The 15,176-nt window shown below is 67.0% G+C and carries 15 protein-coding genes; 14 read left to right on the top strand and 1 reads right to left on the bottom strand.

The window, feature by feature from the left end; all coding sequences use genetic code 11:
• The first annotated feature begins 129 nt into the window (after positions 1-129).
• From ACRARE_RS12655 to lpxB, 13 genes are all read left to right on the top strand, one after another.
• A complete protein-coding gene (locus tag ACRARE_RS12655; RefSeq protein WP_432656811.1) occupies positions 130-993 on the top strand; it encodes an aldo/keto reductase in 864 nt (287 codons plus the stop codon).
• Positions 994-1,252: 259 nt separating this feature from the next.
• Positions 1,253-1,816, top strand: coding sequence for a ribosome recycling factor (gene frr / locus ACRARE_RS12650; protein WP_432656810.1), 564 nt, complete (start codon positions 1,253-1,255; stop codon positions 1,814-1,816).
• Positions 1,817-1,992: 176 nt separating this feature from the next.
• Positions 1,993-2,667 (top strand): polyprenyl diphosphate synthase, encoded by a 675-nt coding sequence (uppS, locus tag ACRARE_RS12645; RefSeq protein ID WP_432657242.1) that lies wholly within the window; start codon positions 1,993-1,995, stop codon positions 2,665-2,667.
• 10 nt (positions 2,668-2,677) lie between these two features.
• On the top strand, positions 2,678-3,466 hold the full coding sequence (locus ACRARE_RS12640; RefSeq protein WP_432656809.1) for a phosphatidate cytidylyltransferase: 789 nt from the start codon (positions 2,678-2,680) through the stop codon (positions 3,464-3,466).
• A 1-nt stretch (position 3,467) separates the two neighbouring features.
• Positions 3,468-4,649, top strand: coding sequence for a 1-deoxy-D-xylulose-5-phosphate reductoisomerase (gene dxr, locus ACRARE_RS12635; protein WP_432656808.1), 1,182 nt, complete (start codon positions 3,468-3,470; stop codon positions 4,647-4,649).
• 52 nt (positions 4,650-4,701) lie between these two features.
• A complete protein-coding gene (rseP, locus tag ACRARE_RS12630; protein ID WP_432656807.1) occupies positions 4,702-6,060 on the top strand; it encodes an RIP metalloprotease RseP in 1,359 nt (452 codons plus the stop codon).
• A 200-nt stretch (positions 6,061-6,260) separates the two neighbouring features.
• Positions 6,261-6,392, top strand: coding sequence for a hypothetical protein (locus ACRARE_RS12625; protein WP_432656806.1), 132 nt, complete (start codon positions 6,261-6,263; stop codon positions 6,390-6,392).
• Between the two features lie 195 nt (positions 6,393-6,587).
• Positions 6,588-8,936 (top strand): outer membrane protein assembly factor BamA, encoded by a 2,349-nt coding sequence (bamA, locus tag ACRARE_RS12620; RefSeq protein WP_432656805.1) that lies wholly within the window; start codon positions 6,588-6,590, stop codon positions 8,934-8,936.
• Between the two features lie 50 nt (positions 8,937-8,986).
• Positions 8,987-9,685 carry an OmpH/Skp family outer membrane protein gene (locus ACRARE_RS12615; protein ID WP_432656804.1) on the top strand — a complete coding sequence of 233 codons (699 nt, stop codon included), beginning with the start codon at positions 8,987-8,989 and terminating at the stop codon, positions 9,683-9,685.
• A gap of 174 nt (positions 9,686-9,859) precedes the next feature.
• Positions 9,860-10,339 (top strand): 3-hydroxyacyl-ACP dehydratase FabZ, encoded by a 480-nt coding sequence (fabZ, locus tag ACRARE_RS12610; protein ID WP_432656803.1) that lies wholly within the window; start codon positions 9,860-9,862, stop codon positions 10,337-10,339.
• A 3-nt stretch (positions 10,340-10,342) separates the two neighbouring features.
• Positions 10,343-11,143: an acyl-ACP--UDP-N-acetylglucosamine O-acyltransferase gene (gene lpxA / locus ACRARE_RS12605; RefSeq protein ID WP_432656802.1), complete on the top strand. Its 801-nt coding sequence runs from the start codon at positions 10,343-10,345 to the stop codon at positions 11,141-11,143.
• 1 nt (position 11,144) lies between these two features.
• On the top strand, positions 11,145-12,014 hold the full coding sequence (locus ACRARE_RS12600) for an LpxI family protein (RefSeq protein ID WP_432656801.1): 870 nt from the start codon (positions 11,145-11,147) through the stop codon (positions 12,012-12,014).
• Between the two features lie 4 nt (positions 12,015-12,018).
• Positions 12,019-13,176, top strand: coding sequence for a lipid-A-disaccharide synthase (lpxB, locus tag ACRARE_RS12595; protein ID WP_432656800.1), 1,158 nt, complete (start codon positions 12,019-12,021; stop codon positions 13,174-13,176).
• Between the two features lie 341 nt (positions 13,177-13,517).
• Here lpxB and mnmA read toward each other — a convergent pair whose 3' ends face one another.
• On the bottom strand, positions 13,518-14,663 hold the full coding sequence (gene mnmA / locus ACRARE_RS12590) for a tRNA 2-thiouridine(34) synthase MnmA (protein ID WP_432656799.1): 1,146 nt from the start codon (positions 14,661-14,663) through the stop codon (positions 13,518-13,520).
• Between the two features lie 169 nt (positions 14,664-14,832).
• Here mnmA and sciP point away from each other — a divergent pair, with 169 nt between their 5' ends.
• A complete protein-coding gene (sciP, locus tag ACRARE_RS12585; RefSeq protein WP_432656798.1) occupies positions 14,833-15,111 on the top strand; it encodes a CtrA inhibitor SciP in 279 nt (92 codons plus the stop codon).
• Positions 15,112-15,176 lie beyond the last annotated feature (65 nt).

Genomic DNA, 15,176 nt, shown 5'->3' with positions numbered 1-15,176 from the left:
GCTGCGCCTTGCGTGCCCGATGACAGGACCGACGCTGCCCACAGGTGCCCCTTGGGGCCGGGGCGGCTCGCGGTGTCTGATCCGGGAAAATGGAACGGCTTTTTGAGCCTCACAGGAAAGGGACATCAGATGATCCTGCAAGAGACCGCAACCCTGCCGAACGGCGTTGAAATTCCCAAGCTGGCCCTGGGCACCTGGATGATCGAGGACGCAGAGGTGGCCGAGGCCGTCAAGACCGCGATCGAGCTGGGCTACCGCCACATCGACACCGCCCAGGCCTATGGCAATGAACGCGGCGTGGGCGAAGGCATCCGCGACAGCGGTGTGCCGCGCGAGCAGATCTTCCTGCAAACCAAGCTGGCCGCCGAGGCCAAGGATTACGAGACCGCCAAGGCGGCAATCCAGGGCTCGCTCGACCTTCTGGGCGTCGACTACATCGACCTGATGATCATCCACAGCCCGCAGCCCTGGATGGAATTTGCCGGCGAAGACCGCTTCTTCGAGGGGAACCTGGCCGCCTGGAAGGCCCTGACCGAGTTCTACGAGGCGGGCAAGATCCGCGCCATCGGCGTGTCCAACTTCCAGAAGGAAGACCTGGACAACCTGATCGACAACGCCGCCGTCGCGCCGATGATCAACCAGGTGCTGTGCCACGTCTCGAACACCCCCTTCGAGCTGATCGACTACTGCAAGTCCAAGGGGATGCTGGTCGAGGCCTATTCGCCGATCGGCCACGGCCAGATCCTGGACAACCCCGAGATCAAGGCGATGGCCGACAAATACGGTGTGACCGTGGCCCAGATCTGCATCCGCTACGTGTTGCAACTGGATGTCCTGGCCCTGCCCAAGACCAAGACGCCCGCGCATATGAAGACCAACGCCGAGCTGGATTTCGTCATCTCCGATGCGGACATGGAGACGCTGAAGTCGATGGAGCAGATCAAGGACTACGGCGAAGCCAGCATGTTCCCGGTCTACGGCGGCAAGCTGTAATTCGGCAGATCCCCGCCCAGGCCTTGCCGGGTCCCGGCCTAGCCCCTCTGCGGGGCGGGGTCATCCCCCGGGGCCCGGCAGCAAAGGCGCACCCCTGGTGGTGCGCCTTTCGCATGTCCGCCAGGGGGACCTTCGGGGGCTGGCGGGGCGCGCGCCAGGCAGGCCGCTGTCGCCCATCTGTCGCAAATCACTATACATCCCCGGGCCGAGCACTTAGAAGGCTGCGGAAAGAAGAACCAGCTCAGCGGGCAACATCACCATGTCTGAAGACTTCGAACTCGACACCGACGACCTTTCGCGCCGCATGGATGGCGCCATGGCCAACCTCAAGACCGAATTCGCCTCGCTGCGGACCGGCCGCGCCTCCTCCTCCATGCTGGAGCCTGTGATGGTCGAGGCCTACGGCCAGATGACGCCGATCAACCAGGTGGGCACCGTCAACGTGCCGGAACCGCGCATGGTGACGATCAACGTCTGGGACAAGGCGATGGTGAACAAGGTCGAGAAGGCCATCCGCGAAAGCGGCCTGGGCATCAACCCGCAGCTCAACGGCACCATCATCATGCTGCCGATCCCCGAGCTGAACGAGGAGCGCCGCAAGGAACTGACCAAGGTCGCGGCGCAATATGCCGAACATGCCCGCGTCGCCGTGCGCAACCTGCGCCGCGATGGCATGGACCAGATCAAGAAGGCCAAGGCCAATGGCCTGTCCGAGGACGATCAGAAGTTCTGGGAAACGGAAGTTCAAGATCTGACGGATACCTACATCAAGAAGGTCGACCAGGCGCTGGAGACCAAGCAGCAGGAAATCATGCAGGTCTGACGACCCTGGCTTTCGCTGCGACAGGGATCGAAGGCGGGCGCAGGCCCGCCTTTGGCGATGAAGGGACGGAGAGAGCGGACATGGGACAGAACGTCGAGGACCGGGCCGACAGTCCCGCCTCCGAGGAGGCCCGCAGGGCCGAGGAAGGGCCGCGTCCCTGTCATGTGGCCATCATCATGGACGGCAATGGTCGCTGGGCCACGATGCGCGGCCGTCCGCGCCTTTTCGGCCACCACGCCGGCGCCCGCCGGGTGCGCGAGATCGTCGAGGCCTGCCCGGATCTGGGCGTCAAGTATCTGACCATCTTCGGCTTTTCGACCGAGAACTGGAAACGCACCCAGATCGAGGTGGCGGGGCTGATGTCGCTGTTCCGCTCCTACATCCGGAAGGAGGCGCGCGCGCTGCGCGACCGAAACGTGCGGGTGCGCTTCATCGGCGACCGTCCCGGCCTGGACGAGAAGTTGCAGGCGCTTATGGACGAGCTGGAAGAGATGACCGCCGACTGCGACGGCACCAATCTGACCATCGCCCTGAACTACGGCGGCCGCGACGAGGTGGCCCGCGCCACCAAGCGCCTGGCCGAGGATGTGGCGGCGGGCCGCCTGCTGCCCGAGAATGTCGACGAAGAGACCCTGCCGCGTTACCTGGATACCTATGTGCTGCCCGACCCGGATCTGGTGATCCGCACCTCGGGCGAGGCGCGGATCTCGAACTTCCTTCTCTGGCAATCGGCCTATGCGGAATACGAGTTCATCGACACGCTCTGGCCGGATTTCACCCGCGAGGTCTTCGCCGGGGTGCTGGACAATTTCGGCAAACGCGACCGCCGTTTCGGCGGCGCCAAGGGCTAGGGCGGGACGGATGGCGGAACGCAAGTGGTCGGATCTGGCGCCCCGGATGATATCGGGCGTGGTCATGGTGCTGGGCGGGCTGGCCCTGATCTGGGCGGGCGGGCACTGGTTCCGCATCTTCATCGCCCTGGCCTGCGGCGGCATGGTCTGGGAAATGGCGCGGATGTGCGCGCCGCTGCGCCGCGACGTGCCCTTGCAGATGGGCGGCGTGGCCGCCGTCTCGCTGGCGCTGGCGCTTTATCTGCCGGGCGGTTTCGCGCTGCCCTTCCTGCTGGCGCCGTCGATGGTGGGCCTGTCGCTGCTGCCGCAGCGCCGGACCCTTTTCATCACCTTCTGCGCCATGATCCTGATCGCGGGCTACGGCATGGTCGGGCTGCGCGACGGGCAGGGGGCGCTGTGGCTTGGCTGGCTGGTGGCGGTGGTCGTGGTCACCGACGTGGCGGGCTATTTCGCCGGCCGCCTGATCGGCGGGCCGAAGTTCTGGCCGCGCGTCAGCCCCAAGAAAACCTGGTCGGGCACCGTCGCGGGCTGGATCGCCGCCGCCCTGGTCGGGCTGGCCTTCGGGATGTGGACCGGCGAGGGGCTGCATCTGGCGGGCGTTTCGGTCGCATTGTCCATGGCCTCGCAGATGGGCGACATTGCCGAAAGCGCGGCCAAGCGGCGCGTGGGCGTCAAGGACAGCTCGAACCTGATCCCCGGCCATGGCGGCTTGATGGATCGCTTCGACGGGATGCTGGGCGCCTCGCTGATGCTGCTGCTGACCGGGCCCTGGACCGGCCTTTTCTTCATCGCGGGGTAATATGCGCGGCATCACCATCCTTGGGGCCACCGGGTCCATCGGGCAGAACACCGTCGACCTGATCGCCCGGCGCCCGGATGATTTCACCGTCGAGGCGCTGACCGGCGGGCACAACATCGACCTTTTGGCCGAGGACGCCCGGCGCCTGGGCGCCAAGCTGGCCGTCACCGCCCATGAAGAGCGTTACGGCGATCTGAAGGCCGCGCTGTCTGGCTCGGGCGTCGAGGTGGCGGCGGGGCAGGGCGCCCTGATGGAGGCCGCCCAGCGTCCCGCCGACTGGGTCATGTCGGCCATCGTCGGCGCCGCGGGTCTGGCGCCCGGGCTGGCCGCGCTCGACCGCGGCGCGGCCCTGGCGCTGGCGAACAAGGAAACCCTGGTCTGCGCCGGGCCGCTGGTGCTGGAGACCGCCCGGCGCGCGGGGGCGGATCTGATCCCCGTCGACAGCGAACATTCCGCCCTTTACCAGGCGCTTTTGGGCGAAGAGATGGACAGCGTCGAGCGGGTGATCATCACCGCCTCGGGCGGCGCCTTCCGCGACTGGCCGCTGGAAAAGCTGGCCACGGCCACGCCGGAACAGGCCTCGACCCACCCGAACTGGGCCATGGGCCAGCGCATCACGGTGGATTCCGCCTCTATGTTCAACAAGGCGCTGGAGCTGATCGAGGCGAAGGAGTTCTTCCACCTGGACCCCGCCATCATCGAGGTGGTGGTGCACCGCGAAAGCCTTGTGCACGCGCTGGTCGGCCATATCGACGGCGGCATCCTGGCCCACCTGGGCCCGGCGGACATGCGTCATGCCATCGGCTATGCCCTGAACTGGCCCGCCCGCGTCGATCTGCCGGTCGAGCGGCTGGACCTGACAAAGATCGGCCAGCTGACCTTCGAGGCGCCGGACCCGGCGCGCTATCCGGCGCTGGAGATCGCGCAGCGGGTGATGCGGCGCGGCGGGCTGTCGGGGGCGGCGATGAACGCCGCCAAGGAAGTGGCGCTGGACGCCTTCCTGGCCCGCCAGATCGGTTTCATGCAGATGGCGCAGGTGGTCACACGGGTTCTTGACCGGATCGAGACCGATTGTGGTCTCATTGATGCCCCCTTCGACCTTGATAACATTCTATCAATGGACCAGATCGCCAGGGCCTATGCCCGTGAATGCGTCAATTCCGGCGCGGCGGTTCTGACCTAGACCATGCAGACTTAGACCGCTCAGATTTAGACCAAGGAAGCCAGAGACCTTTATGACCAGTTTTCTGCCAGAGTTCGGCAACGCCCTTTACGTCATCATCGCTTTTGTCGTGGCCCTGTCGATCATCGTCGCCATCCACGAATACGGCCATTACATCATCGGCCGCGTCTCGGGCATCAAGGCAGAGGTCTTTTCGCTGGGCTTCGGCCCGGTGCTGTTCTCCCGCGTCGACCGCCACGGCACCCGCTGGCAACTGGCGGCGCTGCCCTTCGGCGGCTATGTGAAATTCCTGGGCGACGGCGACGCGGCCTCGGCCGGCCCCGATGAAGAGGTCATCTCGCGGATGAGCGCCGAGGACCGGCGCCATACCATGCTGGGCGCGCCGCTCTGGGCCCGCTCGGCCACCGTGGCGGCGGGGCCGGTCTTCAACTTCATCCTGTCGATCCTGCTGTTCGCGGGGCTGTTCCTGGCGCGCGGCCAGGTGGCCGACCCGCTGGCCGTGGGCGAGCTGCGCCCGCTGCCGCCGGTTCTGGCCCAGGGCACCGACCTGCGCCCGGGCGACGAGATCCTGGCCATCGGCGGGGTCGAGATGCCGGGTCTGGACGATGCCGAAGGCCTGTCGGGCTTCTCCGACGCGTTGCCGCAGGCCGCCCAGCTGGACTACCGCCTGCGCCGTGACGGCGCCGAGATCACCGTGACCGGCCCCTATCCCTATCCGCCCATCGTGCTGCAACTGGCGCCCAATTCCGCGGCCTATGACATTGGCCTGAAACAGGGCGACGTGATCACCGCCGTGGACGGCGAGGCGATCTTTGCCTTCGATCAGCTGAAGGACCGGGTCGAGGGGTCCGAGGGCGCGGCGCTGCTGCTGGACGTCTGGCGCCCCGATAGCGGTGAGACCCTAGAGTTCGCCCTGACCCCGCGCCGGGTGGACGAACCCTCGCCCGAGGGCGGCTTCCGCACCGAATGGCGGATCGGCATCGCCGGCGGCATGGGCTTTGACCTGGCCACGGAACGGGCCGGGGTTCTGACCTCGCTTTGGGGTGGGGTGGTGCAGACCTGGGGGGTGATCACCAGTTCGCTGTCGGGCATCTGGCACATGATCACCGGCGCCATCTCCTCGTGCAACATGTCCGGGCCGATCGGCATCGCCAAGACCTCGGGCGCCATGGCCAGCCAGGGCACCACCAGCTTCCTGTGGTTCGTCGCCGCCCTGTCCACCGGGGTGGGCCTGCTGAACCTTTTCCCGGTGCCGATCCTGGACGGCGGCCACCTGGTGTTCCACGCCTATGAGGCGGTGGCGGGCAAACCGCCCTCGGACCGCGCGTTGCGGGTGCTGATGGCGGCGGGTCTGACCCTGGTGCTGTCGGTGATGATCTTTGCCCTGACCAACGACGTCTTCTGCCCCTGATCGCGGCCGTTTCGCGGCGTTGACCCCGGGGCTGATCCCGGGGCGCGCCCGGCGGGGTCAGGGCCGCAGGTTCCATTTTGCAACTCCGGGTTGTCGGGGTGGTGCGCCATCTTGCCCGATTTTTGCCGCATTCTGGTGCGATCACGCCCCAGGAACGGGTCCGGTGGACCCTTTTGCGTACAGGAAAGGTGGGCCTCCCCATGACGCTCCTCCGGAAAGGCTACCGTGGCATGACGGTGCTCTTCGATCTGAATTCCGATCTGCTGCTTTACGCGGGGATCATCGCCATGGCGCTGACCGGCGGCGCCTATCTGGGCCAGATCGTCTTCTGAGCCGGGCGGCGCGGGCCGCCAGACTGTCCCGCAGGGCTGCGGAAACGGCCAGCTTTTCCGCGCGCTGCCACCCCCATTCGTCCCCCATCCGACACAACGCGCGCGGCAACAGGCCCCGCGCGTTTTCCCGTTTTGACAAGTGGTTACTAACCCGGTACTCACGTCTTAACTGGGATGTCTGACTGGGTTTGGAATATGTCGAATACCTTTGGAACCGGGGCTGCCACCCCCGTTCGCCGCAACAAATTTTCCTTGCCTCTGGCTGCTGCGATTTTCGCCATTGTTTCAGGTGTTTCTCTCACCGCGCCGCAGGCCGTGATGGCGCAAAGCTATCGTTTCTCGACGGTGGCGATCGAAGGGAACCAGCGGATCCCGGATTCCACCATCGTGTCCTACACGGGAATCGCCCGGGGCGAGGCGGTCACCGCCGCCCAGCTGAACGACGCCTACCAGAACATCGTCAATTCCGGCCTCTTCGAGACCGTCGAGCTGACCCCGCGCGGTGGCACCCTGGTCATCACCGTGACCGAATATCCGACGATCAACCGCGTCAGCTTTGAGGGCAACAAGCGGATCAAGGACGAGGTCCTGACCGAGATCGTGCAATCCACCTCGCGGCGCGTCTTCTCGCCGACCGAGGCCGAGGCCGACGCCGCGCTGATTTCCGAGGCCTACAGCCAGCAGGGCCGCCTGGCCGCCAAGGTGACCCCGCGCATCATCCGTCGCAGCGACAACCGCGTCGACCTGGTGTTCGAGATCTTCGAAGGTTCCAACGTCGAGGTCGAGCGGATCTCCTTCGTCGGCAACACCGTCTATTCCGACCGCCGCCTGCGCCAGGTGCTGGAATCGAAACAGGCGGGCCTGCTGCGCGCCTTCTTCCGCTCGGACACTTTCGTCGCCGACCGGATCGAGTTCGACAAGCAGGTCCTTCAGGACTTCTACCAGTCGCGCGGCTATGTCGATTTCCGCATCACCGGCGTCAATGCCGAGCTGTCGCCTGAGCGCAACGGCTATGTGGTGACCTTCAACATCCAGGAGGGGCAGCCCTTCGAGTTCGGCCAGATCACCACGGTCAGCGAATACGAGGGCGTCGATGCGGCCGAGTATCAGGACGCGCTGCGCATCAAGCCGGGCCAGACCTACACGCCGACCGATGTCGAGAACTCGATCACCCGGATGGAACGCCTGGCCGTGCGCCAGGGCCGCGACTTCCTGCGGATCGAACCGCGCATCACCCGCAACGACCGCGACCTGACCCTGGACGTGGAATTCGTCCTGTCGCGCGGCCCGCGGATCTTCGTCGAACGGATCGACATCGAGGGCAACACCACCACGCTGGACCGCGTCGTGCGCCAGGAATTCCGCATGGCCGAAGGCGACCCCTTCAACCCGCGCGAAATCCGCCAAAGCGCCGAGCGTATCCGCGCCCTGGGCTTCTTCACCACCAGCGACGTGAAGGCCCGCGAGGGCAGCCGCCCCGACCAGGTGATCGTCGACGTGGACGTGGAAGAGGCGCCCACCGGGTCGCTGTCCTTCGGCGGCACCTATTCGACGACCGATGGTTTCGGCCTGCAAGTGGCCTTCCAGGAACGCAACTTCCTGGGCCGGGGTCAGACCCTGGGCGTGACCGTGGCGGGCGCCAGCTCGGATACCACCTACTCGATCAACTTCGTCGAGCCGCGCCTGCTGGGCCGTAACCTGCGCCTGAACTTCGGCGTCAGCTATCGCGAGACGGAGTCGGATTACTCGGATTACGATACCACCAGCGGCAGCTTCACCACCGGCCTGACCTTCCCGCTGAGCGAGCTGTCGCGCCTGAACCTGAACTACAAGCTGAGCGCCGAGGACATCAACCTCGACGATGCCAGCGACGTGGGCTCGCTGTTGCAGGCCGAGGCGGCGCAGGACATGCGCTATTCCTCCTCGATCGGCTACACCTATTCCTATGACACCCGGGTGACCGGCCTGAACCCGAACGCCGGGATCCTGCTGGAATTCGGCCAGGACTTCGGCGGGGTCGGCGGCGATGTCGACTTCATCCGCTCGACCGCGCGGGCCATTGCCCAGACCAAGGTCTGGAACGAAGAGGTGACCCTGCGCGCCACCCTGCGGGCCGGCAATATCTCGATGCTGGGCAACAGCACCTCGATTGCCACCGAGCGCTACCGGATCGGTTCGTCGATCATGCGCGGCTTCACCCCCGATGGTATCGGCCCGCGCCAGTATTCGGCCGGCAACTACGACGACGCCCTGGGCGGCACCTCCTATGCGGTGGCGCAGTTCGACGCCGAATTCCCGCTGGGCCTGCCCGAGGAACTGGGCATCAGCGGCGGTGTCTTCTACGACATCGGTTCTGTCTGGGGCCTGGACCAGTCCGCCGCCGACGTTCTCTACGAAGACGCCTCGCTGCGTCAGGTGGTCGGTCTGTCGCTGTTCTGGGATACGCCGGTCGGCCCGCTGCGGTTCAACTGGACGAAGGCCCTTCAGAAGGAAGACTTCGACGAAGAGCAGACCTTCGATCTGTCGGTTCGCACGGAATTCTGAGGACCACCGTGTCATCCTCTTTCGCATGTTTCGGGGTCCCGGTCCGGCTGTTGCTGGCCGGGACCCTTGCCTTTGGCCTGTGCGCCGCGCCGGGCGGGACCCGGGCCCAGGATGCGGCCCCGCCGCAGGAGGGGGCCGCAGAGGCGTCAGCGGGCGCGCGCACGGTGCTGCGCTCGCCGGTGCTGGTGATCGACAGCGAGCGGCTTTTCTCGGGCAGCGGCTTTGGCCAGCAACTGGCGGATGAGCTGGAGGCGCGGGCCGCCGAGATCGCCGCCGAGAACCGCCGCATCGAGGCCGCCCTGGCCGAGGAAGAGCGGCAGCTGACCGAGCGCCGCGCCGAGCTGGCGCCCCAGGCCTTCCGCGATCTGGCCGATGCCTTTGACGAAAAGGTCTCGCGCCTGCGTCGCGAACGCGACCAGGCGGCCCAGGGGCTGGGTCAGGACAGCGAGGCGATCCGGCGGCAGTTCCTGTCGGCGGTCGAGCCGGTGCTGGACCGGCTGATGCAGGATGCGGGCGCCGCCGTGATCCTGGAACGCCGCTCGGTCTTCGTCACCCGCGAGGCGGTGGACATCACCGACGAGGCCATCGCGCGCATCGACGCCACGCTGCTGTCCGGCGCCGCAGAGGACGCGGCCCCGACCGAGGAGGCGCCCGCCGCCCCCGCGACGGAGGAGGGCGGGGTCACCGCCCCGACCGAGGGGGCCGCCACAGGGACCACGCCCGCCCCGGACGAGACCGAGGCGGACTGAGCCCACGGCCAGGCCCAGGCTGGCGGCGGTCTTCGCACAGGCCCTGCCTCTGACCCGACCGCTGGCCCTGCCGCTTGCCGCCGCTCGGGCGACTTGCTAGGGACAGAACCACACGAGGCTTTCCCGCAGGTCGGCGCGTGCGCCGCCTCCCGGACCGCAAGAGGTAAGGATTTCATGACCGAAACGCTTCAGACCGCCGACATCGCGCGCATCCAGCGCATCATCCCGCACCGCTATCCCTTCCTGCTGGTGGACAAGGTGGTCGATATCGACGGCTACACCTCGGGCCGTGGCATCAAGAACGTCACCATGAACGAGCCGCATTTCCAGGGCCATTTCCCCGGCAAGCCGATCATGCCCGGCGTCACCATCGTCGAGGCCATGGCACAGACCGCCGGTGTCATGGTGGGCGCGGCGCTTGGGCTGGAAGACAAGAACGCGCTGATCTACTTCATGTCGATTGAGAAGGCCAAGTTCCGCCGCATGGTGGTGCCGGGCGACGTGCTGGAACTGCATGTCGAGACCCTGCGCGGCAAGCCTGGCGGCAAGATGTGGAAATTCGGCGGCCGCGCCACCGTCGACGGCGACCTGGCCTGCGAGGCCGAGTTCATGGCCATGCTCGACCTGCCTGCCGACGTGGCGGCGGAGGGCTGAGCCATGGCGATCAGCCACGAAGCCATCGTGCACCCCTCTGCCCATGTCGAGGACGGGGCAGAGATCGGCGCGGGCGCCCGCATCGGCCCCTTCTGCCATATCGGCGCCAAGGTGGTGATCGGCCCCCGGGTCGAGCTGATGAGCCATGTGGTGGTCCAGGGGATCACCGAGATCGGCGAGGACACCCTGGTGCATCCCTTCACCGTCCTGGGCGGCATCCCCCAGGACCTGAAGTTCAAGGGCGAGGAGACCCGGCTGATCATCGGCAAGCGCAACCGCATCCGCGAGACGGTGACGATGAACACCGGCACGGCGGGCGGCGGCGGCGTGACGCGCGTGGGCGATGACGGTCTGTTCATGGCAGGCTGCCATGTGGCGCACGACTGCCAGGTGGGCAACAATGTCATCATCGTCAACAACGCGGCGCTGGCGGGCCATTGCATCATCGAGGACGAGGTGATCATCGGCGGGCTGTCGGGGGTGCACCAGTGGGTGCGCATCGGGCGCGGCGCGATCATCGGCGCGGTCACCATGGTGACCAATGACGTGATTCCGCATGGTCTGGTCCAGGCCCCCCGGGGCGAGCTGCACGGGCTGAACCTGGTCGGGCTGAAGCGGCGCGGGGTTGCCCGTTCCGACATCACCGCGCTGCGTGCTGCCTTCCAGATGCTCGCCCAGGGCGAAGGCGCCTTCCAGGAACGCGCAAAGCGCTTGGGGGATGAGACCGACAGTGATTATGTGCGGGAAATCGTTGATTTCATTACCGGCGAAAGCGATCGCTCCTTCCTGACCCCCGGGGGATGACATGGCCCTTCTGAAACGCCGGTCCGGCGCAACCCGCCCAGGCGCTGCCGATCCCGCTGCCTCCGGGCCGCGGCTGGCCATCCTGGCGGGGGCGGGGCGTCTGCCCGTGCGCCTGGCCGAGGCCAATCCCGGCGCCTTCCTGGTGTCCTTCGAGGGCTCGCCCTGCGAACTGCCCGAGGATCAGCTGACCCGTTTCCGCTTCGAGAAGCTGGGCGGGCTCTTCGACCGGATGCGCGCCGAGGGGGTGGAGCGGATCGTCATGGCGGGGGCGCTGGCGCGGCCCAAGCTGGACATGACCCAGGTCGACCGCAAGGTGATGACCCTGGCGCCGAAGCTGCTGAAGGCGCTTGGCGGGGCAGGGGATGACGGCGTGCTGCGGCTGGTGATCTCGATCCTCGAGGACGAGGGCTTTGCCGTTGTGGGCAGCCATGAGCTCTTGCCCGATGCCACCGCCAAACCCGGCCGTATCGGCGGCCCGGCGCTGTCGCGCGAGGCCAGGGCCGACATCACCCGCGCGCAAGAGATCCTGAGCACCCTGTCGCCCCTGGACATCGGTCAGGGCTGCGTCGTGGCGGGTGGCCTCTGCCTGGGGATCGAGACCTTGCAGGGCACCGATGCCATGCTGCGCTTCGTGGGCGAGACCCCGGCGCTGAAACGCCCCGGCAAGGGGGTGCTGGTGAAAGCGCCGAAGATTGGCCAGGACCTGCGCGTCGACATGCCTGCCATCGGCCCGGCCACGCTGAAGGCCGCCGCCGAGGCGGGCCTTGAGGCGGTGGTGATCGCGGCGGGCAAGGTGCTGCTGGTTGATGGGGCGCTGCTGCCCGATCTGGCCCGCGAACTGGGGATCGCGCTGCACGCGGTCGAGATGTGATCTGATGCGCGTTTTCGTCATCGCCGGAGAGCCCTCGGGCGACAACCTCGGCGCCGCCGTCATGGCCGGGCTGACAGAGCTGACCGAGGGCGCTGCGCGCTTCGACGGCGTCGGCGGCCCGGCGATGGAGGCTTGCGGCCTGACCTCGCGCTTTCCCATGTCGGAGCTTTCGGTCATGGGCCTGGCCGAGATCCTGCCAAAGTATTTCCACCTCAAGCGCCGGATCCGCGAATGCGCCCAGGCGGTGCTGGCCGATCCGCCGGATCTGCTGCTGACCATCGACAGCCCGGATTTCTGCCTGCGCGTGGCCAAGCTGGTGAAGGCCGCCAACCCGGGCATCCGCACGGTGCATTACGTCGCCCCCACGGTCTGGGCCTGGCGTCCCAAGCGGGCACAGAAGATGGCCCGGGTGATCGACCAGGTGCTGGCGCTTTTCCCCTTCGAGCCGCCGCTGATGCAGGCCGCCGGGATGGAATGCGATTTCGTCGGCCACCCGATCGCCACCCAGGAGGTGGCCAGCACCGAAGAGGTGCATCGCTTCCGGGTGCAAAGCGGAATCGGTGACGCGCCGATGATGCTGGTGCTGCCCGGCTCGCGCGCGGGAGAGGTGGCGCGCCTGGCGCCGGTCTTCGGCCCGGTGCTGCGCCAGCTGCGCGCCCGCCATCCCGAACTTCGCTTCGTGCTGCCCGCCGCCGGTCCGGTGGCGCCGCTGGTCGAGGAACTGACCACCGACTGGCCTACGGGGCTGATGATCCTCGATCCCCGCGATGCCGACCCCGAGGAGTTTGCCCAGATCAAGCGCGCCGCCTTCCGCGCTGCCGATGTGGCCCTGGCGGCCTCGGGCACGGTCTCGCTGGAACTGGCGGCCAATGACACGCCGATGGTCATCGCCTATGACATGGCCTGGCTGACGCGGATGATCATGCAGAAGATGCTGATCACCGACACGGTGACCCTGGTCAATCTGGTCTCGGAAACCCGCGTGATCCCCGAGTTCATCGGTGATGACTGCGACGCCGAAAAGATCGCCCCGGCGCTTTCGGCGGTGCTGGAGGACCCCTCCGACCAGTTCGACGCGCTGGAGGTCACGATGGACCGCCTGGGCCGGGGCGGCGAGGCCCCCGGCCTGCGCGCCGCCCGCGCCATCCTCGCCCGCCTCTAACCTGCCCCGGTGGCGCGACGGCAGGAGTCCGCTGCCAGCTTTCCCGCAGGCGCGGCGTCGGTGGCCCGCCTCTGTCCTGCCTGCCTCGCACCCGCCCGGCGCCGCGCCGCTCCCGGGCGCCTGCGCGGACCGTCCGCCCCCAAGGCACGCCCCTCTTTCTCTATTTGTTGGCCAAAAATATCCCGGGGGGAATTGAGCCGCAGGCTCAAGGGGGGCAGAGCCCCGTTGTCTCTTCCATTTGTCGCCATCCGGCGACGGGGGGGCAGAGCCCCCATCTCCCTCCCTCCAAATGCAAACGCGCGCCCCGAGGGACGCGCGCTCTATCAGCCCTCAGGCCCGGCTCAGTAGCCGCGCCAGATCCAGCCGCCGCCCAGGATGCGCGGGCTGTCATTGTCGTAGAACACGCAGGCCTGCCCGGGCGAGATGCCTTCCTCGGCGGTCAGCAGCTCCACCTCGGCCTCGGTCTCGCTGATCGGCCGCAGGATCGCCTCGCGCGGCGGCCGGGTCGAGCGCACCTTGACCGAGATGTGATGCTCGGCCTTGTCGGTCATCTTGCCGTCGCCCAGCCAGTTGATCTCGCGCACCGGCACCTTGCGGGTCGCCAGAAGCTCTTTCGGCCCCACGATCACCTGCTTGGCGTCGACGTCCAGCTTGACCACGTAAAGCGGCTCGCTGAGGCCGCCGATGCCCAGGCCGCGGCGCTGGCCGATGGTGTAGTGGATCACGCCCTCGTGGGTGCCCAGCACGCGGCCGTCCGCATGGACGATCTCGCCCGGTTCCGCCGCGCCGGGGCGCAGTTTCTCGATCACCGAGGCATAGTTTCCGTTCGGCACGAAGCAGATGTCCTGGCTGTCGGGCTTGTCGGCCACGGCCAGCCCGTATTGCGCCGCCAGTTCGCGGGTGGCGTCCTTCGACGGCAGATGGCCCAGCGGGAAGCGCAGGAAGGACAGCTGTTCGGGGGTGGTCGAGAACAGGAAATAGCTCTGGTCGCGGTTGGCATCGGCGGCGCAATGCAGCTCGGGGCCGTTCGGGCCCATCTTGCGCTGGATGTAGTGGCCGGTGGCCATGCAATCGGCGTCCAGATCCTTGGCGGTTTCCAGCAGGTCCTTGAACTTCACCCGTTCATTGCAGCGGATGCAGGGCACCGGCGTCGCCCCCGCCAGATAGCTGTCGGCGAACTCGTCGATCACCGCGTCCTGAAAGATGTTTTCGTAATCAAGGACATAGTGGGGGAACCCCATCTCTTCGGCCACCCGGCGCGCATCGTGAATGTCGATGCCTGCGCAGCAGGCGCCCTTCTTGGCCAGGGCCGCGCCGTGGTCATACAGCTGCAAGGTCACACCGACCACGTCATAGCCTTCCTCGGCCAGTTTCGCCGCCACGACGGAACTGTCGACGCCACCGGACATGGCGACGACCACGCGGGTCTCGGAGGGGGGCTTGGGGAAGCCAAGCGAGTTCAGCTCGGGTGCGGTGTCCAGTGCCATGGATGCTCCTGCTCTGCCGGGGGTGGGGAGAGGACGACTCGTCGGCCCGGCGGAAGATCAAGAGAATATAGGAAAATGCGAGACACTCTCAACCCGCCGTTTCACCTGCCGTTAAATCCCGCGTCCAAGGATGGCCGGGATCCACTGAGGGCCAGTGAGGGCCAAAGCGATGTATCTGAAGAAAGTGCAGGGGCCGCGGGCGGTGACGCTGCCAGACGGGCGAGTGATGACGCGGGCGGATCTGCCCCCTGCGAACACCCGTCGCTGGGTGGCCTCGCGCAAGGCCGCCGTGGTGCGCGGGGTGGTCCATGGTCTTATATCCCAGGACGAGGCGCTTGAGAGATACTCGCTGTCACCGGAGGAATTCCTGGAATGGGTCAGCGCGGTGGCCAACCACGGCGAAGAGGCGCTGAAGGCGACGGCGCTTCAGAAATACAGACAATCTTAGGTTGTTGGGCGGGAAGCCTCTTTCCCGGTAACCTCAGGTTAACCAAATGCCGCCACGATCCAGAC

Origin of the sequence: Pseudooceanicola aquaeponti (assembly GCF_050897975.1) — a bacterium.
Classification (GTDB): domain Bacteria; phylum Pseudomonadota; class Alphaproteobacteria; order Rhodobacterales; family Rhodobacteraceae; genus Pseudooceanicola.
The sequence above is the reverse complement of the archived record's forward strand: the minus strand, read 5'-3'. Positions and strand labels throughout refer to the sequence as shown.